We start from the raw sequence: 25,875 nt of genomic DNA on the forward strand, positions 1-25,875 counted from the left end.
GCTCGTACCCTCCGGGGAGGTGCGCAGCCCAAATACCGTACCCCACCGCGAGCTTCGGTCCTAGCGGTGCTCGAAACGGTCGCTCGAAAATTAGGTTCGACTGGCCGTCTCGCCGGGTCACGCACGCCGTCCGCGTCAGCCCTTGGCGCTGGTCAACTGCTCAATGACGAAGCTCATGTGTTGGATGTGACCTACCCGGATCCATGTCTCCGCATTGCCCGTTCCGGCCGAGCCATCGCCAGTCGCGCAATCGACCAGCCAGCGTTCGCCCTGGCTCGCGCCTGGGCGGAATGCCTCCGCCTCGGTGATCTTCCGCGCAGTGGCCCGGACTCGGTCTGCACGGTGTGCACCTCGTGTGGGGGCCGGAGCCACCAGAAAGGCGTCAGGAGCGCTGTAGCGCATCAGAGCCCATGGTGGTCCGGGTCGCTGTATAGACGGGATGTTGGCGCGCAGAGCATGCTCGGCAGAGTAGTCGCCGTAGAGGAGCGGTCTCGGGAACCCTGGGCGCGAGGCGCGGACCAGTCGATGCATATGCCAGTCGTGGCGGGGAACGACAAGCGGCAAGGGGCTTTCGCGGTGCTCGACAGCGCGCGGAAAGGCGCCTGCGGCTAGGACGACCGTACGCCAGGGGAGAAGCCCGCCGAGTAGGTCAACGGCCGCCAGTGCCGTCTTACTCGCGTCGGCTGTATCCGCCACCGGACCGAGGTCAAGCAGGAGATCGAGCTGCGAAGGGGGGAGGCAGACCCTGTCGACAAGGTCGAGGAGCTCAGCCGAGCGGGGTTCCTCAGGTGGTTCGTCCAGCAGAATGCGGATACCCAAGCCTCTCCCAGTGAGAAATGAAAGGTCTGCCGCATACCGCTGAAGATTATGGTCTCGTTCAGGGCCAGTGACCAAACGCAGACGGCTTCTGGTCGCCAGGTGCCACAGGCCGATCGCAGAGGCGTCTACGAGTCGTTCGACATGCGCGGTGTCGACCCAGCCAGTGGCACCGGAAGACGCTTCGAGAAAAGCGTCGACGCGACCGATAAACCAGGGGGCGAGAGCTGCGGGATCCTCGTCGGGATCGGCTGCAGGTCGGTCCCCACGTACCCGTTCGGGGCCGGTGCGCGGCACAACGCTCCAGAGCGGAGCAACGCGCCCGCGGAGGCGAGCGTCGAGGCGTTCGTACGCCTGCCAAGCGGCGCGTCTCATGGGTAGGAGAGGTACATAGACCGGATCCACCAACGCAGTTCCCCCGTCGTCTCTCGCCACGACGCCTTATGGACGAACCACTCTCGGTAGAAGGGTGAGCCAGGTCTGCGGCGGTTGATAGAGGGCCTTTCAGGCCATTAGAGACCCACAGATGCACTTTGAGGTGTAGATCGAGGCCAGAGTTGACCGTCTCGCGCCTACTGAGACGACGCGAACATCGATCGCGTACCTGATGCGATGCGCTTCGGCATGTCGCGAGCCCTCAGGGTGCGCGTTAGCGGTGAGCAGGATTGAGCACGTCAGGCGCCTGATTCCTTGGGAGCCATATGGGAGCCGAACCGCTCCCCGAGACCTCGCGAGACCGCCCCAGCCTCACTCAGCCCAACCCTCTGACCTGCGGCAACGCCAAATGCCCAGGCAGCGGCCCGGGTTCGACGGCATTCGGCACGAAGAGGGTGTGGGTTCAAAGTCTCACCCAGTCGGCTGGTCCTGATGCATTCCCTGCGAGCGTCTATTTACTTCGTACGCTTGGTCCGGGCATCACCAGGGCGGAACTCCGTCGTGATGGCGAGGCACGTGGGTCACGGTTGACCGGAGGCGCCGTGTGGCCAGGACAGTGCGACTCTCCGCCGCGGCTGATCGATGTCACTGACGACGACCTCGACCTCATCGCCGACCTGGACCGGGCCGTCTGGTGAGTGCGGTGGCGCGCCGTCCGGGTCCTCGCGCTGGTGGACCAGTCCCTCGATCCCGTGGGCCACCTCCACGAAGATGCCGAACGGGACGAGCATGGTGACCCTTCCCCGGAGTCCTTGGCCTACGGAGGTGGCCTCGGCGAACGCCATGAGGGGGTCGGGCTGCATGGCTTTCAGGGAGAGACGGGCCTCGCCGTTCCACGTGTCGAACTGGAGGAATTCGCATGCGACATGCTGGCCGACTTGGACGACGTCCGTCGCCGTGTCGAAGTGCGCCCAGGATAACTCCGCGTATGAGATGAAGCCGACGCCGGGGAAGACCGGGTGATCGGGGCCCTCGTCGAGCGCCACGAACACGCCGAACCGCTCGATCGACGCGATGGTTCCCGTCAAGGTCTCACCCCGCCGCCGTCCCTTCAAGAAGGCCCAGAGGTCGGGGTTCTCGGTAGCCGTCATCGCCAGTCGCGCGCAGCACGCCTCCAGGTCGATGCCGATCACTTCGGCGGTGATACGCTGCCCGGCCTCCGGGGGTGCGACTGCCGACGACCGTCCCCACGACCGGTCGGAAGAGAAGACCCTGCCGAGCGCGCGAGCAGGGAATCCATCGAGGATCACGGACACCTCGTGCCGTGGCGTGAAGTCGCTCACCGTCCCACCGCAGATGTCCCCGACGCCGAGCGTCGAGAGGAACTCCCTTGCCGCCGCCTCATCGTCTGCGGATCCGTTCATGGCGATCAGCTTCCCACGGCTGCTGCGCGTCCGGCAGATGCCTGGGTGTGCAGGTGAACGCAGGGACAGCGCCTCCCAAATGCGTGAGCGATGCGTGAGCGGACGTGCTGGCATTCGGCATTAACCGCCGGACGCCGTGGCAACGGGAAACTCGCTGACCTGCGGGTTTCGGAAATACCGGCACCCGCCACCACCCGCCAGCACGCCCCAAGCAGGCCTCGTAATGCGTAGGTCTCGGGTTCGAATCCCGAAGGCGGCTCCACCGAAAAACCCCAGGTCACGGAGTATGTGGCCTGGGGTTTTGTGGTGGGCGGGGGTCAGGTGGTGAGGGTGACGCCGGCGTAGGCGGCGGCTGCGATGAGGAGCCATGAGCCGAGGCCGAGGAGGGCCATGCGGGGGCCGCCGGAGCGGGCGAGGGTCGGGAGGTGGACGGCGCTGCCGAGGCCGAACAGGGCGGCGGCGAGCAGGAGTTGCTGGGTGGTGTCGGCGGCGTCGAGTACCGCGGTGCCGAGGATTCCCGTGCTGCGCAGGGCGACCGTCGCCAGGAAGCCCACGACGAACAGGGGCAGCAGGGCGGGGCGGTGGCCGGAGCCGTCGACGGGGTGCCCGGGGGTGCGGCGGCGGCTCAGCGCCACTCCCGCGACCAGCGGCGCCAGCATCGCGACGCGGATCAGCTTCACCAGGACCGCCTCGGTCAGCGCCTGCGGGCCCGCGGTCTGGGCGGTGGCGACGACCTGCCCGACGTCGTGCACGCCGGCGCCGACCCAGCGCCCGAACTCCGTCGCGTCCAGGCCGAGCGGGGTCCTGAGCAGCGGCAGCACGGCGATCGCGAGCGTGCCGCAGAGCGTCACCAGGGCGACCGACGAGGCGACCTCCGCCTCGTGCCGCTCGTCGCCGTCGTCCTTGCCGAGCACCCCGCTGACCGCGCCGATCGCGGAGGCGCCGCAGATCGAGTAGCCGGTGGCGACGAGCAGCGCCTGGTCGTCGGAGAGGCCGATCCTGCGGCCCAGCCACCGCGTCCCGAAGAACGTGACGAGGACGACCCCGACCACCATGACCAGGGCCTGCCAGCCGAGCCCGACGACGTCGCCGAGGCTCAGCTTCAGGCCGAGCAGCACGATGCCGAGCCGCATCAGTCGCTTGCCCGCCATCGACAGGCCCGGCCGCGCGGCACCGCGTACGAGAGCAGCGCCCCCCGCGGCCCCCGGCAGATGCGCCGCGACGACGCCGAGCACGACGGCCGCGGTGAGCATCGGCACGGCGGGTACCAGCGCGTGCACCCCGAAGGCCGCGGCCACGCCGACGGCGGCGAGCGCGAGACCCGGCACGACGCTGCCCCGGCGATCCCGGCGATCCCGGCGATCCCGCCGGGGCTGGCCTTCCTGGCGCCCCTGGCGTTCCTCGCGGGAGGCAGCTGACGGCAGGGCGCGACGCGGGGACGTGCGGTGTTCGGGACGGGAGAGAGCCACGGTTCTCAGCGTGCGCCGGGCGGGCGGTGCCCAGTAGACGTGATCTTGTGGGCAGCTCATAGAGTTCTTCTATGACCCCTGAGTCCGCCGGCGGGCATCCGCGACCGCTTCCCGACCTGCACGCCCTGCATCTGCTGGTCTGCGTCGCCGAGACCGGGAGCCTGGGGCAGGCCGCCGCGCGGCTGCGCATCAGCCAGCCCTCCGCGAGCGCCCGGATGCGCACGCTGGAGCGGCGTCTGGGGCTGCGGCTGCTCGACCGCTCTCCCTCGGGCTCCCGGCTCACCCCGGCCGGGGCCGTCGTCGGCGACTGGGCGCGCTCCCTGCTCGAACAGGCCGAGGCGCTGGTCGCGGGAGCCGCCGCGCTGCGCTCCCGGCAGGACCACCGGCTCCTGGTGACCGCGAGCCTGACCATCGCCGAGGAGCTGATGCCGGGCTGGCTGATCGCACTGCGCGAGGGGGACGCCGACACGCACGTCGGGCTCACCGTCACCAACAGCTCCGGGGTGATCGAGGCGCTGCGCCGCGGGAGTTGCGACCTGGGCTTCGTCGAGGGCCCCTGGGTGCCGGACGACCTGCATCGCACCGTGGTCGGCCGGGACCGCCTCGCCGTGGTCGTGGCCCCCGGCCACCCCTGGGCCCGGCGCAACCGCCCGCTGGGCGGCCGCGAACTCGCCGACACCCCGCTGCTGCTGCGCGAGCCCGGCTCCGGCACCCGCGAAACCCTGGAGAAGGCGCTGCGCCCCTACGACGGTGTGGCCGTGCCGGTCCTCGAAATGGGCTCCACCGCGCCCTTGCGCAGCGCGGCCGCCCGGGGCCTGGCCCCCGCGGTGCTCTCCGCACTCGCCGTCCACGAGGACGTCGACCAGGGCCGCCTGGTCGAGGTCGAGGTCGACCCGGCGGTCCCGTTGCGCAGGCTGCTGCACGCGGTGTGGCTCAAAGGCCGCGAACTGCCCGAGGCGGCCCTGAGACTGCTCGCGGTGACCCGGTCGGCCTGAGGCCGGGTTCTCCGCCCATGCCGGGTTCTCCGCCCACGCCGGGTTCTCCGGCCACGTCGGGGACGGCGCCAACCGCTGGCCCGCCGTGCACCGTGACGACGCCGCCTCGCTCTTCCGCCTCGCCCTGGAGGAGGCTCCAGCGGGCAGCGCCCTGCACGGCGCCGCCGAGAACGTCACCCTGAAGTCCGTCGCCGAGACGATCGGCGCCCGACTCGGCCTTCCCGTACGGTCGCTGAGCCACGACGAGGCCGTCGAGCACTTCGGCAGCACGTTCTTCGCCGTCGCGTACGCCGCCGTCGCGTACGCCGCCGACGCGCCCGCCTCCAGCGCCCGCACCCGCGAGCTGCTCGGCTGGACGCCGACCCACCCGGGACTGCTCCAGGACCTGGACGAAGGCGACTACTTCGCCGCGCCCGCCGGCGCGTCCGCGGGCCGCTGGGCGTAAGCGACGGCGCCCGCAGGGGAGTTGCCGGTCGAGGAGGGGCGAACCGTCGGCCGGGGAAGGCAGTTACCGCCCGAGCAGGGCGGCCAGGACCAGGGACGGATCGGTGTCGCCCCGCCCGGCGGGCTGCCAGGCGCCGCGGTCCTTGCGGTACGGGTACCACAACCCGTCCGTGCCCAGGCGGAGCTGGACGTCGCCGTCCACGACCGTCCAGCGGTTGCGCCAGGTGCGCAGGCGCGGCGGCGGCCCGTCGGACCAGCCGGCGAGCAGGGCGTCGCGAGCTCGGGCCAGGAGCCCCGGCGGCGGGTTCCAGGAGCCGTCGAGCACGTCCAGGCCCGCGGCACCTCCGTGGCGCCAGGCGCTTGCCGCGGCGGCGAGCCGGGCCGGGTCGTGGCCGCCGTTCGCCGACAGTCGGGCCGACGCCTGCGGGCCGTCCGGGTGCGTGGCGGCGAGCCGGGCGGTGTCCTGCCACTCGGTGAGCAGCGCGGGGAGCGGGGATCCGGCATGGCCGGGGGAGTCCAGGGCCGACGCGAGAAGGCGGTGGGCACGTATCGCGCCGTCGGCGACGAGGAGTTCCAGGCCGACCGGGTCCACGCCGGGCGCGGGAGGCGAGGTCTCCGTGAGGCGAGGTCCCGGGCCGATACGGTCGGGCAGCGGCGGGACCGGTGGCAGCGGCGGGAGTTCGGAGCGGGAGGAGAAGACCGCCCCTGCCGGGTCGGCGTCAGGAGGCCGCGGCACGGCCGCACCCCCGTCGTCCCCGCCTCCGTCGCCCCCACCTCCGGGAGCCACGGCTTCGGCCGCCGCCCGAGCGAGGTTGCGGCGCCCGAGCTCGTCGGTCAACTCCTCCTCGCCGCGCCCCCGGAGGAGCAGCAGGACGAAGGGGTCGCGGTCCAGGAGCCGCCCGACCTGGTAGCACAGGGCGGCGGCGTGTTTGCAAGGGAAGCCCCAGTCCGGGCAGTTGCAGCGCGGCTGGAGGTCCTGGGGGCCGGGCAGCAGCGGGACCTCGGCGGCCCGCGCGTCGTCGGCGAGCCCGGGCGGCATCTCGCCGTCCAGCAACGCGGCGATGTTCGCGGCGCGTTCGGCGATCACGTCCAGGAGCCGGTCCCACTCCTCGCCGGTGAGCTGCCGCACCCGCATCGTGGAGCGGTAGGGATCCGGCCGGCTGCCCTGGACCGCGGCCGTGGCCGATCCGGGAGCCACCGTGACCCGGCCGACCGCACCGCCGCGCGCGTAGGTCCTGCCGCGTTGCAGGCGGCCGGTGTCCAGGGAGGACTCCTCCAGCGCCGCGATCCAGGCCCGGCCCCACCAGGACTCGGCGAACGGCGCCCGGCTGCCCTTGGCGGGAGGCAGCGGCTCGAACGTCCGGGCGGCGGCGGGCCCGCCGCCCCTCGGGTGCCGACCGGTGCTGCGGTGGACGCGGTGCGGGGGACCCGGCGAGCGCGGCTCGGCGGGGCTCATGGCCGCCTCCCGGGCAGCGCGACGCTCATGGCCGCCTCCCGCGCAACGCGACGAGTTCGGCCAGCTCGTCATCGGTCAACTCGCTGAACGCCGCCTCGCCCGACCCGAGGACCGCGTCCGCCAACTCCCGCTTCTGCCGCAGCATTTTGGCGACGCGCTCCTCCACCGTCCCCTCGGCGACCAGCTTGTGGACCTGGACGGCCTGGGTCTGGCCGATCCGGTAGGCGCGGTCCGTCGCCTGGTCCTCCACGGCCGGGTTCCACCAGCGGTCGTAGTGGACGACGTGGCCGGCCCGGGTGAGGTTCAGCCCCGTCCCGGCGGCCTTCAGGGACAGAAGGAAGACCCGCCTCCCGCCGGACTGGAACGTGTCGACCATCTCCTCGCGCCGCGCGACCGGCGTGCCGCCGTGCAGGAACAGCGTCTCCACGCCACGTGCCGCGAGGTGGCGTTCGATCAGCCTGCCCATGGCCACGTACTGGGTGAACACCAGGGCCGATCCGTCCTCGGCCAGGACGGTGTCGAGGAGTTCGTCGAGCAGTTCGAGCTTGCCCGAGCGGCCCGGCAGCCGCGCGTCCCGCGGCTCCTTGAGGAACTGCGCGGGGTGGTTGCACACCTGCTTCAGCCCGGTCAGCAGCTTCATCACCAGCCCGCGCCGGGCCATGCCCTGCGTCCCCTCGATCTCCGCCATCACCTCGCGGACCAGCGCCTCGTACAGGGACACCTGCTCCTTCGTCAGCGTCACCGGCTGCTCGGTCTCGGTCTTGGCCGGCAGCTCCGGCGCGATGCCGGGGTCGGACTTGCGGCGGCGCAGCAGGAACGGGCGGACGAGGGCGGCCAGCCGGCGGGCCGCGTCCTCGTCGCGCTCGCCCTCGACGGCCTTGGCGTAGCGCTCGCGGAACGCCGGGAGGGTGCCCAGCAGCCCCGGCGTCGTCCAGTCCAGGAGGGACCACAGCTCGGACAGGTTGTTCTCGACGGGAGTGCCGGTCAGCGCGACGCGGCCGCGGGAGGGGATCGTGCGCAGGGCCCGGGCGGTGTGCGCGAAGGGGTTCTTCACGTGCTGGGCCTCGTCGGCGACGAGCAGGCCCCAGGGCTGCGCGGCCAGGCGCTCGGCGTCGCGGCGCATCGTCCCGTAGGTGGTCAGGACGAAGCCGGGGTCCGTGGGCGGGGCCTGGCCGGTGGGTGCGGGCGTGCCCGTAGCCGCGTCCGTCTCCGCGATCAGGGCGGTGGCGGCCGGGCCGTCGACGTGCCCGCCCGGCTCTTCCACGTCGGGCGGGCCGGCCAGCCCGCTCAGGTCGCGGCCGGGACCGTGGAAGCGGCGGACGGGGGCCGACGGGGCGAAGCGCCGGATCTCCCGCTCCCAGTTGCCCAGCATCGAGGCGGGGCAGACCACCAGCGTCGGCCCGGCGGTGGCCGCGCGCTCCTGGCGGCGCAGATGCAGCGCGATCAGCGTGACGGTCTTGCCCAGGCCCATGTCGTCGGCGAGGCAGGCGCCGAGGCCGAGCGACGTCATCCGGTGCAGCCAGTCCAGGCCGCGCTGCTGGTACGCGCGCAGCGTCGCGGCCAGAGCCGCCGGCGGTCCGGTGGGTTCGCGGGCGGCGCGGGCCTCGGGATCGGCGATGCGGGCACGCAGCTCCTCCAGGGCGCCACTCGCGCGCACCGCCACCTGCTCGCCGTCCACCTCGACGCTGCCGGTCAGGGCCGCGCCCAGGGCGTCGATCGCGGTCAGCGACGGCCGGGAGGCGCGTGCCCGCCGCAGCCGGCGGACCAGCTCCTGGTCCACGATCACCCACTGGTCGCGCAGCCGCACGATCGGCTGATGCGCCTGGACCAGCCGCTCCAGCTCCTCCGCCGACAGCTCCTCGCCGTCGCCGAGCGCGACCCGCCAGCGGAACTCCAGCAGGCCGTCGGAGGAGAGCAGCGACGCGGCGGACGACGTCGTCGTCCTGCGCGCGGGTTCCAGGACGCCGGCCGCGGACAGCTCGCGCACGAGACCCTTGGGCCAGTGCACGGCCACGCCCGCGGACGCGAGGCGCTCGGCCGCGTCGCCCAGCAGTTCCACGGCCTCCGCGTCGGAGAGCAGCAGCCCGGTGGGCGCGGCGGCGTCCAGCAGCCGTGCGACCGGCTGCCAGGCGCGGGCGGCGCGGCGCAACGTCAGCAGGGTGTCCACCCGGGCCCGCGGCCCGAACAGCTCGGGCGCCGCGGCGGTTCCGGCCCACAGCTCGGCGGCGTCGGCCACCACGGTCGGATCGGCGAGGCTGCGGAGCTGGACGACGGCGCGGAAGGAGGGTGCTGTGCCGGAGCGGACGCCGGTCTGACCGCCGGCCCCCTCTGCCTCCTCGGCTTCATCGGCTTCCTCCAGGGGCGCGCCCCCGTCGTTCTCCCGGGCGGTGTCCGCACCGGCCTCCCCGCCCGGTGCCGTGTCCGCCGACCCGGGCGTCGGCCCCGTCGCCCCGCCTGTTGCCGCGTCCCGCAGCTGGCCCGGGTCCTCGTCGTCCCAGGTGACGGCGCCGGGCCAGGCCGCGTCCGCCAGCTCCAGCCGCAGGGAGACCTGCAGGCCGGCGTCGCGGCCGGCGGCGACCTCGGCGGCCCAGGCGCGCTGCTCGGGAACGGGCTGCGGCGTGCTCGCCGCGAAGGCCGGCCCGCCGGCCAGGTGCCGGGCGGCGGGCGTACGGGTCAGGGAGTCCGCGACGGCGTCCAGGAACGCCCGCAGCAGCGGCTCGGCCGCCGGAAGGGCGAGCGGGGACAGGCCGGGAACGGGCACGGCGCGGGCCTCGGGCGGCATGGCGGCCGCCAGCGCGGCCAGCTTCTCGCGGTCCCCGGTGTCCAGCGGCCCGACCCGCCACGCGTCGAAGCCGTCCGGTGAGACGCCCGGCAGCACCCGTCCCCGGGCGAGCAGATTCAGGCCCAGGACGGCTGCCGTCCCCCAGAACTCCGTGCTCGCGGACGCCCGCCCGCCCGCGGCCAGGGCACGGCACCGGGTGAGCAGCGGAACGGCCTGCCCCACGGGGACGCCGACGGCCGGCACCCGCACCTCGCGCGCGGACACCCCGCCGTCCTCCGGGCGGGCCACCGTCAGGTCCCGCAGCTCGACGCCGAGGTCCGGCAGGTCCCGCCCCGACGCGTGCGGCGCCCAGAACGCGACGCGCGCCAGACGCGGCGGATCCGCGGGAAGGAACACCGCCTCGCCCGAGGCCAGCTCGGGCAGTGCGGCGAGCAGCCGGCCCCGGTCCAGCTCGGGTGCCTCGACCGCGGGCGCGTCGCCGTACCCGGCGGAACCCTCGGGTGCGGCGGAACCCGCGGGGGCGTCCGCCGCGACCCCGTAGCGCCTTGCCAACCGCACCCACTCCTGGAATCCGTGCCTGTCACCGCGGCCGTGGCCGCGGTCCGCGGGGCCCCGGACGCTCCGGTCTCCAGAGGGTCCCCCTATGCCCAGGCTATCCGCCGCCGCGCGCCGGCCGCCCGGACCGGCGGAGTTACCGCCCCTTCGGGCGGCCGGGGCGGCGGGCCGGAAATCACGTGGGGGCGCGCTCGGCGGTCGTGGCACGATGGCGGGCATGACGACGAACCGAAAGGCCCATGCCGCGTAGCCGGCCCGGCCGGGTGCGGACCGGGGCGGCCTGCCGCCCGTCCTGGCAGCCGCGGCCGCACATCGACGGGTTGTCCTCGCGGGCGCGGTCCGACATCGAGCACCTCGAACACACGCGGAACCACCTGCAGCCCGGGGACGTCGGCGCCGCCCTGCGCCTGTGGCGCGAGTACGTCCACCGGCCCGCACGCCAGTTGCGGCGGGAAGACGAGTGGGGCAGCCCGCACGACTACTGCTGCGGCGATCCCCGGGAGGGCCGCGCGCTCCTCGACCGCGTGATGCAGGGCCTGCCCCGGCAGAGCGCGCGCGAACTCCGCGCCGTGGTAGGGCGGTTCGACGCCGTGTACGAGCGGTTGTCGCTGCCGCACGGCCCCGGCGACCGCTGACCATCGGGGTGCGGCCCGCGCCCGAACTCCCCTGTCAGCTCACCGCGTTCAGCACGGCGTCCAGGGCGGGGTGGACGCGCCCCGGGGTGATCGTGGTGATGGTGTACGCGGCGACCTCGTTGACGAACGAAGGGGTCCTCGGCGGCGATCCGTCTCACGGCGGCGCGGTCCACGCCGTGCGCGAGGATCGCCCCGCCGGCGCCGGTGGGCACGGTCTGCCCCGACACCAGGAACGTGCCGTCCCCGTGGTGACGTTCCAGATACGCGACATGTGCGGCGACGAACGGCTCGGCAGCCTGCTCCGAGACCGTGTAGCGCAGTGACAGCAGGTGCAGCATGGGCTCTCCGGGTCGGTGACGGTGACGGCGGCGGCCGGCGACAGGCACCGGCGGTGCGGGCACGGCGACCCGCTGCCTGCCGTGGCCGTCCGGCTCGGGCCGGTGCGTGCGGCGTCGTCCACGGCAGGAGCATCATGGCCGCGTCCCGCCGCGGTGGCGAAGCCCGCTGTGCCCGGGGCCGCCCCGGCTGTCCGGGACCGCGCCCGTGCACCCCCGGGGAACCCCGCGGATGATCGCGGCATGGCCCTTGCGCACAGCTTCAGCATCGCGACACCGCTGCCGCCGGAACGGATTGCCCATGAGCTCAAGGACATCGGCGCCGCCGCCGGGCTCCTCGACGCGGCGGTGACGCCCGAGTCGCTGCTCGGCGAGGGGGCCGTGACGGTCGGCGGCACGTACCTCCGCGTCGTGGAGAAGCGGCCGCAGCCGTGGAGTCCGCTGGTCACCGACCTCGGGATCACGCCGAGCGTGGGCGTGGCGTTCCGGCTCGCCAAGCACATGGACCTGGCCCGGCAGGAGGACGACGTCGTCCGGCTGGCGTGCGGGCTGCTGCGGCGGATCCCTGGAGACGCCGTGCTCCAGTACCACGTCGAGACCGTCTGGCTGCTGCGCCGCGGTGACGACCTCAGCCTGGACGAACGGGACGACCTGTGGTCCCCGCGGCGGCTGGGCGAAGTGCCCGCGCCCTTTCGCCGCGCCACCCACGCCTTCTCGGAGGACTGAACGGCACCGCGCACAGGGGAAGTCGGCCCCGGTGCACGCTCGTGCCACGTGCCACGTACCACGTGCCACGTGCGCCGTCGCGGACTCGGCATCGCCGGGCCGGTCACACCTTTGCCACAGTCGGGGGCGCGGCTTCGCCCCGTCGTGGCCGAGCTGGAATCATGCCGCGCATGGCGAACAACGGGGGGACGGGCGGGCAGCCCGAGGACGAGGTCACGCGGACGGCGACGAGTTACGTGCTCAAGCCGCCGGCAGCGGGGGACGGGGAGGCCGCGGCGGTTCCGCCGGCCGCCCGAGCCGAGGCCGACGTCGAGGCCGCGCCCGCAGTGGTCCCTGCCCAGTCCAACTCCACGCCTGAGCAGCCCGGTTCGCCCGCGCCGTCCGCAACCGCCGCCGTCCCGGCGCAACACGGGGATCCTGAGGCCGCCGACCGGCCGGCCGCGCCTGCCTCGGCGCCGGCTTCCGCGTCCGCCTCGGCCTCCGTCACCCCTGGTGCAACTGGCGGCGGCGGGCGCCTCGTCGGTGGGCGCTACCGCCTCCTCGAACGGCTGGGGTTCGGCGGCATGGGCACCGTCTGGCGGGCGCACGACGAGACCGTCGACCGCGACGTGGCGGTCAAGGAGCCGCGCGTCCCCGAGCACATGACGGGCGCCCAGCGGCAGACCGCGTACCTGCGGATGCAGCGCGAGGCCAGGGCCGCCGCCCGGATCGACCACCCCTCCGTGGTCACCGTGCACGACGTCGTCATCGAGGACGAACGGCCGTGGATCGTCATGGAGTTGGTGCGCGGACGGTCGCTCGCCGAGATGCTGGCCGAGGGCACGCTGCCGCCCCGGGAGGCGGCCAGGATCGGGCTCGCCGTGCTCGGTGCGCTCTCCGCCGCGCACGAGGCGGGCGTGCTGCACCGCGACGTGAAGCCCGCCAACATCCTGCTCGGCCGCCACGACCGGGTGGTCCTCACCGACTTCGGCATCGCGCAGGTGGAGGGCGAGGAGCCGCTGACGGAGACCGGTGCGTTCATCGGGTCGCCGGAGTACATCGCCCCGGAGCGGGTGCTCGGCCACCGGCCGGGGCCGGAGTCCGACCTGTGGTCGCTCGGTGTCGTCCTGTACCAGGCGGTGGAAGGGGTCTCGCCGTTCCGCCGGCAGGCCACGCCGTCGACGTTCCAGGCCGTCCTGCTCGCGGACCTTCCCGCGCCGCGCCAGGCGGGGCCGCTCGCCGGTCCCATCCTGGGCGTGCTGCGCAAGGAGCCGGCCGCGCGGACGACCGCGGCGCGGCTGGCCGACGAACTGCGGGCCGTCCTCGATCCGCCCCGTGCCGCGCCGAAGGTCGACGCCGCGGCGGCCACGCTGCTCGCCGGCGCCGGCGCCGGTCCGCACGACGCCCCCGGCGCCGACTCGGCCGCCGGCCGGGCGGTTCGGGCGCTGCGCGGCAGCCGCCGCGCGAAGGTGCTCACCGGCGTGGTCGCGGTCGCCGCGGTGGCCGCGGTCGTGCTCGCGATCGTCAACCCCTTCGCCGGCGACGGCCTGCCCAAGGGCTGGAAGACCTACCAGGAGCGCGGCGTCGACGCGACGGTGTCGGTGCCCGGCGACTACGTGCGCAGCATCGCCGACAAGAAGGTCACGTACACGTCGCCGCACGAGGTCTTCACGGTGACGCTGCACAAGACGCAGGGCGAGAAGCAGAGCGCCGCGGGCGTCGCGAACGACGACCTGCAGTGGTACAAGGACGGCGGCACGATCAACTACTCCCACACCGTCGAGGACGCAAACGGCCGGGTCACGGAGGCGCAGCAGCAGAGCCAGGCCGGTGCCCAACTCGACGTCCACTACACCGACGTGGAGGACGACGCGCACCCGGCGATGCGGGAGCTGGAACTCTGTGTCGTCAGCGGTGGCGGCGACCTGTACACCCTGGACGTGGTGATGCCCGCGGCGGCCGCGCAGTCCGCGGAGGGCCAGCGCATCTTCGACCAGATCCGCCAGCACATGACCATCCACACCCTGTGAACCACCGCGGCGCCGCGGGCTCCCTCACCGGCCGATGATTCCGCGCCCGTGCCGCGCCCCGCGCCTGGACCGTCAGGCCGACGGCGCGGCCTGGGCTGACGCGGATGCCCGCGCCGACGCCGCGGGGGACTTCCTGCGGGCCCGGTAGGCGGCGGCCTTGATCTTGTTGCCGCAGGCCTCCATGCCGCACCACTGGCGCCGCATCCCGCGGGAGCGGTCGACGAAGATGCGGGTGCACTCGGGGTTGGCGCACTCCTTGAGGAGGGGGACGTCGGGGCCCGCGAGGAGTTCGACGGCCTGGCGGGCGACGAGGGAGAGGGCGCCCTCAGGAGTGGCCTCGGTGCGGCGGCCGCCCGCGGTGAGCTGGGGCGCCGCCGCGGGGTGCCGGGCGGCCGCGTTCACCGTGGCCAGCTCGGCTTCCGGGTACTCCTCGCCCCGGCGCCGCGCCTGCACCAGGACGTAGACGGCCTCTCGCACGACCATGGCCCGCTCGACGTCGGCCTGCGTGCTGCGCGGTGCCACCGCGTCCACCAGGCCGGACTCCAGGAACCAGGCGTCCAGCCGGTCCGGGGCGGCGAACATCTCGAACCGCCTGGACCGGCGGGCGCGCAGCGTCGCGGCGAAGTCGAGCGCCGGGTGGTCGCACACGAAGACATGGTCGAGGGTCACGTCACCAGTCTGACAGGTGATGGGGTCGGGTGCAAAGCCGCACGGGCGCTGCGGGTGGCGGGCCCGGCCGCGGGGCCGTCACAGCCGGTCCGCGTCGATCACGGCCTGGGCGAACGCGGTCGGTGCCTCCTGCGGCACGTCGTGCCCGATGCCGAGCAGCGTGCGGTGGTCGTAGGGCCCGGTGAACATCTGCCGGTACGACGAGCCGTCGAGGGAACCGGTGAACGGGTCCCGCTCGGCGTCCAGGGTGATGGTGGGCACGCCGATCGCCGGCCGGGCGGCGAGAAGCCGCTCGAAGCGGTCGTAGCGGCGCTCGCCGTCCGCCAGGCCCAGCCGCCAGCGGTAGTTGTGGACCACGATCGCGGCGTAGTCGGGGTTGTCGAAGGCGGTCGCGGTGCGCGCGAAGGTGGCGTCGTCGAAGTCCCAGGTGGGGGAGACGACGTCCCAGACCAGCCGGCACAGGTCGCGCCGCTCGTCCGGGTCGTCCATGGCCTTCCGGCCGCGCTCGGTGGCGAAGTAGTACTGGTACCACCAGGCGTACTCGGCCTTCGCCGGCAGCGGCGACAGGTTCGCCTCCAGGCTGGTGATCAGGTAGCCGCTCACCGAGACCAGCGCCTTGACCCGCTCGGGCCACAGGGCCGCGATGATGTCGGCGGTCCGCGAGCCCCAGTCGAACCCGGCAAGCACCGCCTGATCGATCCTGAGCGCGTCCATGAACGCGATGACGTCCAGGGCGATCGCCGACTGCTGGGCGTTGCGGACGGTGCGCGGGGACAGGAACCGCGTCGTGCCGTGCCCGCGCAGGTACGGCACGAGCACCCGGTAGCCCTCGGCCGCGAGCAGCGGTGCGACGTCGACGTAGCTGTGGATGTCGTACGGCCAGCCGTGCAGGCAGATCACCACCGGCCCGTGGCGCGGCCCCAGTTCGGCGTAGCCGACGTCCAGGACGCCGGCGGTGACGCGCTTCAGCGGGGGGAAGGTGGTGTGCGCGCCCGGGGCGGTCGCGGGCACGGTGGGCGGCGTGCCCGGGCCGGGTCGCCCCGCTGCGGCGCCGGGGGCGGCAGCGGCCGGGTGCGCGGCCCCCACCCCGGCCAGGGACGCCGCGGCCACCCCCGTGCCCACACCCAGGGCCTTGCCGAACGAGCGCCTGTCGATCACGGGAATCCTCCAGAAATACGTGGTTTGAGCGATGTGTGCGGTAGGGCCGGGTACGAGCGTGCCGGTCGGCGGGCGGGCGGCGGCGTCACGCCACGGCGGTGGCCCGCACGGTCACCGGGATGTTGCCGCGGGTGGCCTTGGAGTACGGGCACAACTGGTGGGCGGCTTCGGCCAGTTCGTCGGCGGTGGGCTGGTCGACGCCGCCCAGGGCGAGGTGGAGGACGGCGCTGAGGCCGAACTCGCCGTCGTCGCCGTGGGTCAGGGTCGCCTCGACGGTGATGGCCGTGCTGGTGAGGCGGACGCCGCGCTGGCCCGCCGCCCGGCGGACCGCGCCCAGGAAGCAGGCGCCCCAGCCGGCGGCGAACAGTTGCTCGGGGTTGGTGGCGTCCCCTGCCCCGCCCAGCTCCTTCGGGATGGCCAGGCCCGTCTGCAGCAGCCCGTCGGACGCGGTGGCGTGCCCTCCGTTGCGGCCTTCCCCGGTCACGGTGACGACGCCGGTGTAGCTGACGGCCATGGTGTTCCTCCTTGTGTGCGGTGCGCTTCGGTATGCGCAGCCGGCCGGTTCGCGCGCCGCGCACCGGAGCGGTCCGGTGCGCGCCGTCGCGCGGGTGGGGTGCCGTCCCGGCGACCCGCCATGTGGCCGTCACCGGTTCAACTGGTGACTACCCTGGCCGAGCGCTCCGTCACCTGTCAAGTTGGTGACGGAGCGCCGATGGTGACGACGCGGGCCCAGTCCGGCGGGGTGTCGGGCACGTACGCGTAGTCGGGGTCCTGCTCGGCCCTGGCGGACGAGCGCGGGGCGCGTGGGAAGAGGCCCACCACCGTGCGGCACGGCGGGCGGCTCGACGGCCACGGCGTCTGGCCGTCCGTCAGGGCCACGATCACGTCCGGCCGGGGGTGCGAGCGCAGCGCCGCCTCGAAGCCGGCCCGCAGGTCCGTACCGCCGCCGCCGGTCAGCGGGATGCCCTCGGCGCGGCACAGCGTGTGCACCACCGGGGCCGCCGCGTCGCACGGCAGCACCCCGACCAGGTCGCGGCGCCCGCCGAGCGCACGGGAGATCGCCGCGACCTCCAGCAGCGCGCTGCCCAACTCGGCGTCGCTGACCGAGCCCGACGTGTCGACGACCACGCACACCCGCGGCGGCCGGCGCCGCAGTCCCGGCAGGACCACGCCGGGCAGCGACGCCGAACGCCGTGCCGGCCGCCCGTAGTCGTAGTCGTCTCCCGCACCCGAGCCGGCGGCCGCCGCGCGGACCGCCGCACCCAGCAACTGCCGCCACGGCTGCGGCGGATGGAACACCTCCTCGGCCCATCGCCGCCAGCCGCGCGGCGCGCTGCCCGGCCGGGCGCTGATGCCCTGCGCCACCCGGAACCTGACCGCGTCCCGCTCCTGATCGCTCAGGCCGCGCGCGCCGTCCGGGCCCAGGTCCCAGCCCCGCGCGTGGCCGTCGACCCCGCTGCCGCAGTCCAGCCAGGCCATGCGCAGGGTGAGCGGCCCGAGCCGGAACTGCCGCAGGTAGTCCTCCATCAGCTCGCCCGGGGAGAGCCCCAAGTCGCTCGGCTGGATGGCGTCTTCGGGCCAGGGCAGGCCGTCGCCGAACACGTCGTCGTTGATCTCGCAGTCCGCGGCGATGTTCCTCCGCAGCCGCTCGGCCGGCCCGGTCAGCCCCTGCTCCCGCGCGATCCGCTCGCCGCGGCCGGGATGGTCGCGCAGCAGGTGCGCCACCTCGTGCACCCACACCGAGGCCAACTCCTCGACAGGGGTGCGGTCGACGAACAGCGGCGACACGTAGCACCGCCAGTGCCGGTCGACGGCCATCGTCGGCACCTGCCGCGACTCGACGACGTGCAGCGCGAACAGGGCGGACGCCAGGTAGGGGCGGGCGCGGGCGGCGTGCAGCCGGGCCGCGAACAGCTTGTCCTCGTCCAGGACGCGGGGCGTGGTGCCGGTGGCCGCGTTCATCGGCCGGTCACGGGGGTCGCGGCAGGCGCGGCGGGCGCCTTGGGCCGGGGAGTCGGGGCGGAATCGGAGTGCCCGGCGGGCTGGGATGCTGCGGCGGGCGCGGCGGACCTGGTAGGCGCCGCCGGGCGAGGAGCGGTGCCCGGGCGGGGAGTTGCGGTGGGCCGGGACGTGCCGTTCGTCGTCGTGGTGGCGGTGGTGGTGGCGGCGGTCGCACCGGACGTTCCGGGTCCGCCTGTTGTGGCCGGCCCGCCCGTCCCGGTGACGGAAGTCGTGGCCTTGCGGCCGGCCGTGACACGCGCCGCCGCACGGTCGGCGCGCGCGGAAAGCGACACCACGCCGGCCAGGTGCTCGATCGACGCCGGCACCTCCCAGTCCTCGCGCCGCAGCGTGGCGAGCGTCGTCGCGGGGACGACGACGAGGTCCGGGGCGCCGGTCCGCGCCGCCCGCACCAGCAGCGTCCACGCCGCGTCCCAGCGGGCCCGCTCCGGGTGCCGGCGCACCGCGTCCACCACGCCGTCCAGCACCGCCTGCCGCAGGTCGCCGCGCTCGGGCAGCTCGGCGGCGTCCGGATCGGCCAGCAGCGTCTCCGGGTCCGGCAGGTCCATCCGGTCCAGGCCGGCCAGCAGTTCCAGCCCGGGACCGTCGCCGACCGCGCCCCTGACCAGCAGGGACAGCACCTCCCGCGACGAGCCGGCGGCGGTCGCGAACGCGATCAGGAACACCGTCATCTCCCAGCTCCTGGGAGACGGCCACGGGCCGCCGCGGCGGGCCTCGCTGCGGGGCATCTGGTGCACCAGCCCCGGCCGGGCGGCGAGCAGCGTGCACACCGCGCGGCGGGCGAACGCCACGGACTCCGGCAGTCGCGCCGGGTCGAGCGCGGGCAGCACGGTGCGCGGCCAGGTCCCGCCCAGGCCGCGGACGACGACGTCGTGGTCGTGCGTCCACTGCAGGTGGACGAACCGGTTGGCCAGCGGCGGGCTCAGCTCCCAGGCGTCGGCCGCCGACGCACGCGGGTTGGCGGCCGCCACGATCCTGACTCCGGGCGGCAGTTGGAGCGCGCCGATCCGGCGCTCCAGCACCAGCCGCAGCAGGGCGGCCTGCACGGCCGGCGGCGCGGTGGACAGCTCGTCGAGGAACAGCAGCCCGCGCCCGGCCCGCACCAGCCGCACCGCCCAGTCCGGCGGGGCCATCGGCACGCCCTGACGGGCCGGGTCGTCCCCGACCACCGGCAGCCCGGAGAAGTCCGCCGGCTCGTGCACGCTGGCGATCACGGTGGTCAGCGGCAGGTCCAGCGCCGAGGCCAGCTGCGTGAGCGCCGCCGTCTTCCCGATCCCGGGCTCGCCCCACAACACCACGGGCAGGTCCGCGGCGACGGCCAGCGTCAGCGCCTCCAACTGCTCGTCGGGCCGGACTTCGGTGTCGCTCGCACGCAGCAGCCCCAGCAGGGCCCCGGCCACGTCGAGTTGTGAGGCGGAGCCGGAACGGGGGGACTCGGTGACGGGGGAATCGGTGAGAGGGGTGACAGGAGTGACAGGGGAAGGAGCAAGGGGCATCAGTGATCACCTTTGGGGTCGGGACGAACGGAAGCCGGGGGTTGCGCGGCCGGACAGCCGCTCGAGCAGCGGGAGTTGGACGGACCGGGTGCGGCCCGTGGCAGGGGCGGGTGCCCGCGAGGACACGCCGCCGGGGCGCGGTGGTGGCGCGGTCCGGCGGTGTGACGGGCTGGGTCAGTGGGTGTGGGAGTGCGCCGCGACTGGGCGCGGGGAGCGGTGGTGGGCCGGGTGGGACAGGCCCGCGCGGTAGACGCCGTAGTCGATCCGGCGCAGCGCGGCCGTCTCCAGCTCGTCCCGCAACGCGCCGTGCCGCATCAGGGCGTTGGGGCCGAGCAGGGACTCGACGACGGAGAGCGCGCCCGCGGTGTCGCCGTGGTCCAGCCGCGCGCGGACGTCCTCCAGGCACTCGGGGCGGCGGTGCGCCGCGTCGATCGCCTGAAGGCAGGGGAGCGGGGTGCCGGTCAGCGCGGCCAGCAGCTCCTCGCGGCGGACCTCGTCCGGGCCGTGGTCCAGCGGGGCGAGGACCCCGTCGACCAGGCCGATACGGTGCCGGGCGCCGCGGCACCGCACGACGTGCGGTCCGGGCGGCCGCTCCCGGGCCGCCGTTGCCGGAGCGGCCGCCGCACCGCGGCCGGGCGCGAGCGCGTCCGCGACCAGTGGGTGCAGGTCGCCGGGTTCGAGCAGGCCCGCGCGCAGCAGTTCCACGTCGGGCAGCACCCAGGTCGCCGCGTCCGGCAGCAGCGGCAGCGCGCCATGCTTGCCGACCGGGAACGCCGCCGTGATCCGCGGAGTGGGGCCGCCGGCCACGTCCAGGACCAGCCGGTGCCGGGTGCCGTACCGCACGCCGACGCGTCCGGACGTACGGTCGGCGGCCGCCAGCACGAGCGCGGCCTCGGCCGCCCACCGCCCGACGGCGCAGGGGCGGCCGCCCACGAGCCGGGCGAGCGCGTCCGCGACGGCCGGATCGCCGCCGGTCGCGTCATGGACGCTTCGATCCGGCGGAACCGCGGTGCCCGAGCGGACGGCCAGGTCCGCGGACCTTCGGGCGTCCCAGAGGTGCCGGTGCAGGTCGAGGCGGAAGCGGCGGCTGGGGTGGGGGTGCGGGTGCAGGCCGGTGCCGGCCTCGGGGCGGGACGGATCCCAGAGCGCGAGGCTGACCCGCTGGCCGGCGTCCGCCCACGCGGGCGGCGTCCGCACCACCAGGTGCAGCGGGTCCGGCCCGTACCGGGCCAGGGACACGGTCAGCCCCGGACGGAGCAGGCCGTCGGGTGCGATGCGTGGCAGGTGCCAGCGCAGCAGGTCAGGTGTGAGGTGGCGGAGGTCGGCCCGTAGCCGGGTGGCGAGGTCGCGGCCGTACGTGCGGGCCGTGGACCGCAGATCGAGGTCGACGTCGACGGCTGCGGCGGCGCACGCCCCCGCCCAGTCGCCCGCGGCGCGGCGCGCGGTCGCGGTCTCGATCATGGAAGGCGGCACGGCGAAGCGTCGCACGCGCAGCCAGGAGGAAAGTCGGGGGTTCCCGTGCGTGGGGTGATCGTGCATCAGCACTCACCTTGCGCGGACGGGTCCCCCAATCTCACGGGAGTATGAGTACGCATCAGCCCGATCATAACGGGGGTGCCGCCGTCGTGGAACCCGGCCCGAGGTGTGCGGCCCGCCCCCGGCCTCGGGGGTGCCTCGCGCTGCGCGTGGCCGTCTGCTGGTCTCGTCTCGGCTGGTCGCGCCGTTCCCGGCGCCCCCTGCGGCTTCCGGGGTGCCCCCGGGCCGCCATGCCGTGTGCAGGCTTCGTCCCGCTTGAGCGCGCAGTTCCTCGCGCCCCTTTCGGTGCACCTTCGGTGGGTGGGGTCGGGGCCGCCACGGGAGTGTCTCCTCGGAACTGTGCGTGCGGCTCTTCCCGAATGGGTGCCCGGGCGGATGCACAGTTCCTGCGGGGACACTCCCGCACCGTCCCCTCCCAGCCCGGCCCCCGTCTGCGGGAGGAATGGGCCTGGGCTCCCCTGCCCACCGGGCGCACCCAAGAGCGCGGGGAACTCCGCGCCCAGCCCCAACGGGTCCGTGCCCGGCAACGCACCTCCGGGGACAGCCCGGATTCCCGCCCCGGAGGGGCGATGCTCCAGGAGCGCGGGGAACTCCGCGCCCAGCCATAGTCGACCGCTCGACGGCAACGACGCCCAAGGGGGCACCCCAGTTGCCGCAGGGGCGCGGGGAACTGCGCGACAAGCCACGGCGGACCGTTGGACGGGGAAGCACACCCGGGGGCACCCCGGGAGACGCGGGAGGGGTGGGGGGGAATTCCGGGGCTGGGTTGGCGGCTGCTTCCGGGGGCGGCCCTGGGCGCGGCCAGGAGGGGGGCGGGCCGGGGGCCCGTTGTCATGGGGGCCCGCGGCCATGCTGCGCGGGCCCGCTGGAACGGAGGCAGGATGGAAGAGTGGGTGAGGGCGCCGCGATCCGAGTGGCCGAACTGAGCAAGACGTTCGGCGAGGTCACCGCGCTGGACAGCGTGAGCTTCGAGGTCGCGCCGCGCACCATCGTGGGGCTGCTCGGGCCGAACGGAGCCGGGAAGTCGACGGCGATCCGCGTGCTGACGACGATCCTGCGGCCGACCGCCGGGCACGCCGAGGTCCTCGGGTACGACGTGGTGCGGCAGGCGGCGACCGTCCGGGGCGTGATCGGTCTCGCCGGGCAGTTCGCCGCGGTGGACCCCAACCTCACCGGCAGCGAGAACCTGCGGCTGATCGGCCGCCTGAACCATCTGCCGCGCTCCCGGGTGCGGCCCCGCGCCCTGCACCTGCTGGACCGCTTTCGACCTGGCGGACGCCGCCGACCGGCCGGCGCGCACGTACTCCGGCGGCATGCGGCGCCGCCTGGACGTCGCGGCGGCGCTGGTGCCGGAGCCGCCCGTGCTGTTCCTGGACGAGCCGACCACCGGCCTGGACCCGCAGAGCCGCACCGCGCTGTGGGCGATGATCCGCGAGCTGGTGGACGACGGGACGACGGTGCTGCTGACCACGCAGTACCTGGAGGAGGCCGACCGGCTGGCCGAGCGGATCGTGGTGATCGATCACGGCCGGGTGGTCGTCGACGACACTCCCGCGCTGCTCAAGGCCCGGCTGGGCAACACCGTCATCGAGCTGGACATGGCCGAGGCGGCGCGGGCCGCGCGGGCCGCCGCGGTCATCGGTGACGGGTTCGCGGACCGGGCGGAGGTCGAGGGCTCGACGGTGAGCCTGGCCTCCCGCGACGGGTCCCGGCCGCTGCTGGACGTCCTGCACCTGCTGGAGGGCCGCGACCTGGTGCCGCGCACCGTGTCGGTGCGCGAGTCCAGCCTCGACGACGTGTTCCTGGCGCTGACCGGCCACCGCACGGGCGACGTCGGAGCACCCGACGGCCACCCGGACGGCGGTCCGGACGGCCACCCCGACGGCCACCCGGACGGAGGCGGCCCATGACCGCGACGATCGCCCTGGAACCGGCCGCGCCCGCTGCCGGCGGGGCCGGACGGCGGCTGATGTGGGCCGCGCAGGACGGCCTGGCCGTGGCCTGGCGGAACCTGATCGGGCTGCGGCGCGTGCCGCGGCTGCTGGTGTTCTCCACCGTGCAGCCCCTCGTGTTCGTGCTGATGTTCCGGTACGTGTTCGGCGGGGTCGTGGCGCCCGCGCTGCACGGCGTCTCCTACGTCGACTTCCTGATCCCGGGGATCTTCGTGCAGACCGCCGTGTTCGGGTCGATGAACACCGCGATCGGGCTGGCCACCGACATGCAGACCGGGCTGATGGAGCGGTTCCGTTCGCTGCCGATGGCCAGATCCGCGGTGCTGGTCGGCCGGACCACGGCCGACCTGGCGCGCAACGTGTTCGTGGTCGCGCTGATGACCGCGGTCGGGTTCGCCATCGGGTTCCGCATCCACGCCGGGGTGCCGGCCTTCCTCGGCGGGTTCCTGCTGGTGCTGGCCTTCGGGTTCGCCATGTCGTGGATCTTCGCCGTGGTGGGCATGGCCGTCGGCGACCCGGAGACCGCGCAGGCCGCCGCGTTCCCGGTGCTGGCGCCGCTGGTGTTCGCCTCGGCGGCGTTCATCCCGGTGAACACCATGCCGGGCTGGCTGCAGGCGTTCGCCCAGCACCAGCCGGTGTCCAAGACCGCCGAGGCGGTCCGGGTGCTGGTGCTCGGCGGCCCGGCGACGCAGGCGGTGTGGGAGGCGCTGGCCTGGGACGCCGGGATCGTCGCCGTGTTCGCGCCGCTCGGCGTGTGGCTCTACCGCCGCGCGGTGTGACGGCGGCCGGCCCAGACCCGGGCCCAGACCCGGGCCCGGTCCCGGCCCCCGGGTCCATCCCGGCCCCGGGTCGGTGGCCGCGCCCGTCAGGGCAGCGGCGTGGGGTGGGCCAGGTAGCTCTGGGTGCGGGTGACCCAGTAACCGAAGTCGCCCGGCCCGGTCTGGTTGGTGCCGACCATCTCCGGCACGCCGTACGTACCGGTGCCGGTGCCCGCGCCGAACAGGATCGCCACCACGCCGGCCGCCGCCGCCTCGGGGATGTGCGCGCCCCAGGTGACCGTTCCGCCGCTCACCGACACCTTGGGGTCGGCGCCCGGGTTGCTGCCGTAGAAGGCGAGGTTGCTGCCGCTGGAGGTGAACGCGTCGCCGTAGAAGTACGTCGAGGCGGAGTCCTCGTCCTGCTCGGTCGTCACGTCGTCCAGGTCGGGGAAGGTCCCGGAGGCGTTCCAGTACGTGGGGCTGGGCGTGTGCGTGGAGTTGAGGTGGCCGGCCGGGATCTGCCACAGCACCGCGGGCAGCGCGAGGGACTGCCGGACGGTCTGGACGTAGAGCAGGTAGTTGCTCCAGTGCGCGGCGTTGAGATAGCGGATGTCGCCGGCCGGGTCGGGGTCGCGCAGGATGCCGAAGTCCTGCCCCCACTGGTCGAAGGCCACGAAGTCGGCCTCGTAGCCGATGTCGGCGCTCTTCACGAAGTCGGCGACCTGGGTGGCGACCTGGGTGACCGACTGCCGTCCGGCGGTCCAGCCCATGGTGTCGGTGTCCTTCAACGCGTCCCGCACGGGCCAGGTGTTGACCTGCCAGCCGACGAACGCCGACGGGTCGTACTTCTTGATGGTGTGGTCGATGGCCTCGACGAGCCCGCGCAGGTTGTTGCCGAAGGCCGGGTCGGTGCCGGCGGTCAGCACGCCGGAGGAGTAGGCGGCGCTGGTCGCGGCGGGCATCGCGGCCGCGTTGCCGCCGTAGCCGGCCGCGTAGTTCTGCTGGAGGTAGCCGAGCATGTCGGGCTCGACCACCCAGCCGACGGGCAGGCCGGGAGCGGCGGCGTTCGCGGCCTGGGCGGCGGCCTTGAGCGCGGTGAAGTACGTGGTGAGCCAGCCGGCGTTCTGCATGTTGGTGAAGTCGACGGAGGAGCCGTCGACGTTGCCGTTCATGCCGTAGTCGACGAGGACCGGGGTCATGCCGAACTGCCGGGCGTGGCCGACCATCGTGGTGGTCGTGGCCGCCCAGTTCCCGAAGTCGCCGCCGATCAGGTACTCGTAGCCGTAGTCCGGCACCGCGCCGTGCGAGGCGAGCGTGCCGAAGAAGGCGTCGACGGTGCTGCCGGGCGTGTAGACCGTGCCGATCGACAGGTACGACGGGTGCCAGGCCGGCGCCGGCCCTCCTCCGCCACCGGTCTGCGTGGTGGCACTCACCGAGGCCGAACGGGCCGACTCCCCGGCACTGTTGGAGGCGCTGACCGCGAAGGTGTACGCGGTCCCGGCGGCAAGTCCGTTGACGGTGGCGGTGGTTGCCGCGCCCGACGCCACGGCCGCCGAACCCTGGTAGACGGTGTAGCCGGTGGCCCCCGTCGAGGCGTTCCAGGACAGCGACACCGAGGAGGCGGTCGTCCCCGTCACGGTCAGGCCGGACGGGGCGGGCGGCGCGGTGGGGGTGGTGCCGCCGGGGCCGGTCAGCGACACGTCGTCGGCGTGGTAGGTGCCCTGGCCGTACCAGCCGTGCAGGTAGAGCGTGACGGAGGTGGTGGTGGCGCCGGTGGTGAAGCTGGTCGACAGCTGCTGCCAACTCGTCGCGGACGGCGTCCAGGTGGACGCGTAGCCGTCGGCGCCGAGATACACGTACGCGCCCTGCACGTAGGCGGAGAGCGTGTACGCCGCGCCCGGCTGCACCGCGACGGTCTGCGTGCACTGCGCGGTGTCCGCGCTGCCCACCGCGCCGGCCAGCGCGTGACTCCCGCTGTGCACCGGGGAGTTCACCACGCTCCCGGTCGAGCCGCACGACCAGCCGGACAGGTCGCCGGTCTCGAAACCGGCGTTGACCGCCAGGTTGGGGCTGTCGGCCTGCGCGGCGCCCGCCAGGTGCAGCCAGCCGAGCAGCATGACGACGGCCACGGCCGCCGCCGTCCAGGACCTGCGGTTCATGTGCTCCTCCTCGTCGCGCGCGGGCAGGACACGGGAGGACACCGCACCTCCGTCCAGCAGAATGGTCTGGACCTATGAGTGCCGTCAACACCGCATCCGGCCAAGCC

The 25,875-nt window shown here is 74.4% G+C and carries 18 protein-coding genes and 3 pseudogenes; 8 read left to right on the forward strand and 13 right to left on the reverse strand.

Annotated elements, in window-relative coordinates:
• Nucleotides 1–135 precede the first annotated feature (135 nt).
• From ACH4TG_RS33725 to ACH4TG_RS33735, 3 genes are all read right to left on the reverse strand, one after another.
• Nucleotides 136–1,251, reverse strand: coding sequence for a hypothetical protein (locus ACH4TG_RS33725; protein ID WP_398246448.1), 1,116 nt, complete (start codon nt 1,249–1,251; stop codon nt 136–138).
• A gap of 521 nt (nt 1,252–1,772) precedes the next feature.
• Nucleotides 1,773–2,615 (reverse strand): S1 RNA-binding domain-containing protein, encoded by an 843-nt coding sequence (locus ACH4TG_RS33730; protein WP_398246449.1) that lies wholly within the window; start codon nt 2,613–2,615, stop codon nt 1,773–1,775.
• Nucleotides 2,616–2,932: 317 nt separating this feature from the next.
• The gene (locus ACH4TG_RS33735; protein WP_398246450.1) at nt 2,933–4,144 is read right to left on the reverse strand and encodes a YeiH family protein; all 1,212 of its coding nucleotides are present in this window, start codon (nt 4,142–4,144) and stop codon (nt 2,933–2,935) included.
• A gap of 11 nt (nt 4,145–4,155) precedes the next feature.
• Here ACH4TG_RS33735 and ACH4TG_RS33740 point away from each other — a divergent pair, with 11 nt between their 5' ends.
• Both ACH4TG_RS33740 and ACH4TG_RS33745 read left to right on the forward strand, forming a co-directional pair.
• Nucleotides 4,156–5,079, forward strand: a complete 924-nt coding sequence (locus tag ACH4TG_RS33740; RefSeq protein ID WP_398246451.1) for a LysR substrate-binding domain-containing protein — start codon at nt 4,156–4,158, stop codon at nt 5,077–5,079.
• An 85-nt stretch (nt 5,080–5,164) separates the two neighbouring features.
• A complete protein-coding gene (locus tag ACH4TG_RS33745; protein WP_398246452.1) occupies nt 5,165–5,524 on the forward strand; it encodes a hypothetical protein in 360 nt (119 codons plus the stop codon).
• A 63-nt stretch (nt 5,525–5,587) separates the two neighbouring features.
• On the opposite strand, the gene ACH4TG_RS33750 is transcribed toward ACH4TG_RS33745, so the two are convergent.
• Together ACH4TG_RS33750 and ACH4TG_RS33755 are read right to left on the reverse strand one after the other, a co-directional pair.
• Nucleotides 5,588–6,979 (reverse strand): SWIM zinc finger family protein, encoded by a 1,392-nt coding sequence (locus tag ACH4TG_RS33750; protein WP_398246453.1) that lies wholly within the window; start codon nt 6,977–6,979, stop codon nt 5,588–5,590.
• A 25-nt stretch (nt 6,980–7,004) separates the two neighbouring features.
• Nucleotides 7,005–9,761: a DEAD/DEAH box helicase gene (locus ACH4TG_RS33755; RefSeq protein ID WP_398246549.1), complete on the reverse strand. Its 2,757-nt coding sequence runs from the start codon at nt 9,759–9,761 to the stop codon at nt 7,005–7,007.
• A 794-nt stretch (nt 9,762–10,555) separates the two neighbouring features.
• On the opposite strand from ACH4TG_RS33755, the gene ACH4TG_RS33760 reads away from it, so the two are divergent.
• Nucleotides 10,556–10,951 carry a hypothetical protein gene (locus ACH4TG_RS33760; protein WP_398246454.1) on the forward strand — a complete coding sequence of 132 codons (396 nt, stop codon included), beginning with the start codon at nt 10,556–10,558 and terminating at the stop codon, nt 10,949–10,951.
• A 179-nt stretch (nt 10,952–11,130) separates the two neighbouring features.
• Here the strand turns inward: ACH4TG_RS33760 and ACH4TG_RS33765 are convergent.
• Nucleotides 11,131–11,289: pseudogene (locus ACH4TG_RS33765) on the reverse strand (hypothetical protein); the annotation flags it as partial.
• Nucleotides 11,290–11,529: 240 nt separating this feature from the next.
• Here ACH4TG_RS33765 and ACH4TG_RS33770 point away from each other — a divergent pair.
• Together ACH4TG_RS33770 and ACH4TG_RS33775 are read left to right on the forward strand one after the other, a co-directional pair.
• Nucleotides 11,530–12,012 (forward strand): SitI3 family protein, encoded by a 483-nt coding sequence (locus ACH4TG_RS33770; protein WP_398246455.1) that lies wholly within the window; start codon nt 11,530–11,532, stop codon nt 12,010–12,012.
• Between the two features lie 170 nt (nt 12,013–12,182).
• Nucleotides 12,183–14,021 (forward strand): serine/threonine-protein kinase, encoded by a 1,839-nt coding sequence (locus ACH4TG_RS33775; RefSeq protein WP_398246456.1) that lies wholly within the window; start codon nt 12,183–12,185, stop codon nt 14,019–14,021.
• Between the two features lie 72 nt (nt 14,022–14,093).
• Here ACH4TG_RS33775 and ACH4TG_RS33780 read toward each other — a convergent pair whose 3' ends face one another.
• The 6 genes and pseudogenes from ACH4TG_RS33780 to ACH4TG_RS33805 form a co-directional block, all read right to left on the reverse strand.
• A complete protein-coding gene (locus ACH4TG_RS33780) occupies nt 14,094–14,690 on the reverse strand; it encodes a CGNR zinc finger domain-containing protein (RefSeq protein WP_398246457.1) in 597 nt (198 codons plus the stop codon).
• 78 nt (nt 14,691–14,768) lie between these two features.
• Nucleotides 14,769–15,848, reverse strand: coding sequence for an alpha/beta fold hydrolase (locus ACH4TG_RS33785; protein WP_398246458.1), 1,080 nt, complete (start codon nt 15,846–15,848; stop codon nt 14,769–14,771).
• A gap of 85 nt (nt 15,849–15,933) precedes the next feature.
• Nucleotides 15,934–16,362, reverse strand: coding sequence for an Ohr family peroxiredoxin (locus tag ACH4TG_RS33790; RefSeq protein ID WP_398246459.1), 429 nt, complete (start codon nt 16,360–16,362; stop codon nt 15,934–15,936).
• A gap of 176 nt (nt 16,363–16,538) precedes the next feature.
• Nucleotides 16,539–17,810, reverse strand: coding sequence for a VWA-like domain-containing protein (locus tag ACH4TG_RS33795; RefSeq protein ID WP_398246460.1), 1,272 nt, complete (start codon nt 17,808–17,810; stop codon nt 16,539–16,541).
• 272 nt (nt 17,811–18,082) lie between these two features.
• Nucleotides 18,083–19,363 (reverse strand): annotated as a pseudogene (locus ACH4TG_RS33800) (AAA family ATPase); the annotation flags it as partial.
• A gap of 174 nt (nt 19,364–19,537) precedes the next feature.
• Nucleotides 19,538–20,902: a hypothetical protein gene (locus ACH4TG_RS33805; protein ID WP_398246461.1), complete on the reverse strand. Its 1,365-nt coding sequence runs from the start codon at nt 20,900–20,902 to the stop codon at nt 19,538–19,540.
• A gap of 439 nt (nt 20,903–21,341) precedes the next feature.
• On the opposite strand from ACH4TG_RS33805, the pseudogene ACH4TG_RS33810 reads away from it, so the two are divergent.
• The 3 genes and pseudogenes from ACH4TG_RS33810 to ACH4TG_RS33820 form a co-directional block, all read left to right on the forward strand.
• Nucleotides 21,342–22,088, forward strand: a pseudogene (locus ACH4TG_RS33810) (ATP-binding cassette domain-containing protein); the annotation flags it as partial.
• A gap of 124 nt (nt 22,089–22,212) precedes the next feature.
• Entirely contained in the window at nt 22,213–22,809 is a 597-nt protein-coding gene (locus tag ACH4TG_RS33815) for a hypothetical protein (RefSeq protein WP_398246462.1), read from the forward strand.
• Nucleotides 22,806–23,630, forward strand: coding sequence for an ABC transporter permease (locus tag ACH4TG_RS33820; protein ID WP_398246463.1), 825 nt, complete (start codon nt 22,806–22,808; stop codon nt 23,628–23,630). Before ACH4TG_RS33815 ends, ACH4TG_RS33820 begins: the two co-directional genes overlap by 4 nt.
• Before the next feature lie 86 nt (nt 23,631–23,716).
• Here the strand turns inward: ACH4TG_RS33820 and ACH4TG_RS33825 are convergent, their stop codons facing one another.
• Nucleotides 23,717–25,810, reverse strand: coding sequence for a carbohydrate binding domain-containing protein (locus ACH4TG_RS33825; RefSeq protein ID WP_398246464.1), 2,094 nt, complete (start codon nt 25,808–25,810; stop codon nt 23,717–23,719).
• Nucleotides 25,811–25,875 lie beyond the last annotated feature (65 nt).

This window comes from Streptomyces sp. NPDC020917 (assembly GCF_044333795.1).
GTDB lineage: Bacteria > Actinomycetota > Actinomycetes > Streptomycetales > Streptomycetaceae > Actinacidiphila.

What these genes read in the sequence shown, in the direction of transcription:
- ACH4TG_RS33730 (WP_398246449.1), bottom strand. Translation starts at nt 2,615, where the DNA reads ATGAACGGATCCGCAGACGATGAGGCGGCGGCAAGGGAGTTCCTCTCG.
- ACH4TG_RS33735 (WP_398246450.1), bottom strand. Translation starts at nt 4,144, where the DNA reads ATGAGCTGCCCACAAGATCACGTCTACTGGGCACCGCCCGCCCGGCGC.
- ACH4TG_RS33740 (WP_398246451.1), top strand. Translation starts at nt 4,156, where the DNA reads ATGACCCCTGAGTCCGCCGGCGGGCATCCGCGACCGCTTCCCGACCTG.
- ACH4TG_RS33750 (WP_398246453.1), bottom strand. Translation starts at nt 6,979, where the DNA reads ATGAGCCCCGCCGAGCCGCGCTCGCCGGGTCCCCCGCACCGCGTCCAC.
- ACH4TG_RS33755 (WP_398246549.1), bottom strand. Translation starts at nt 9,761, where the DNA reads ATGCCGCCCGAGGCCCGCGCCGTGCCCGTTCCCGGCCTGTCCCCGCTC.
- ACH4TG_RS33760 (WP_398246454.1), top strand. Translation starts at nt 10,556, where the DNA reads ATGCCGCGTAGCCGGCCCGGCCGGGTGCGGACCGGGGCGGCCTGCCGC.
- ACH4TG_RS33770 (WP_398246455.1), top strand. Translation starts at nt 11,530, where the DNA reads ATGGCCCTTGCGCACAGCTTCAGCATCGCGACACCGCTGCCGCCGGAA.
- ACH4TG_RS33775 (WP_398246456.1), top strand. Translation starts at nt 12,183, where the DNA reads ATGGCGAACAACGGGGGGACGGGCGGGCAGCCCGAGGACGAGGTCACG.
- ACH4TG_RS33790 (WP_398246459.1), bottom strand. Translation starts at nt 16,362, where the DNA reads ATGGCCGTCAGCTACACCGGCGTCGTCACCGTGACCGGGGAAGGCCGC.
- ACH4TG_RS33795 (WP_398246460.1), bottom strand. Translation starts at nt 17,810, where the DNA reads ATGAACGCGGCCACCGGCACCACGCCCCGCGTCCTGGACGAGGACAAG.
- ACH4TG_RS33805 (WP_398246461.1), bottom strand. Translation starts at nt 20,902, where the DNA reads ATGCACGATCACCCCACGCACGGGAACCCCCGACTTTCCTCCTGGCTG.
- ACH4TG_RS33815 (WP_398246462.1), top strand. Translation starts at nt 22,213, where the DNA reads ATGCGGCGCCGCCTGGACGTCGCGGCGGCGCTGGTGCCGGAGCCGCCC.
- ACH4TG_RS33820 (WP_398246463.1), top strand. Translation starts at nt 22,806, where the DNA reads ATGACCGCGACGATCGCCCTGGAACCGGCCGCGCCCGCTGCCGGCGGG.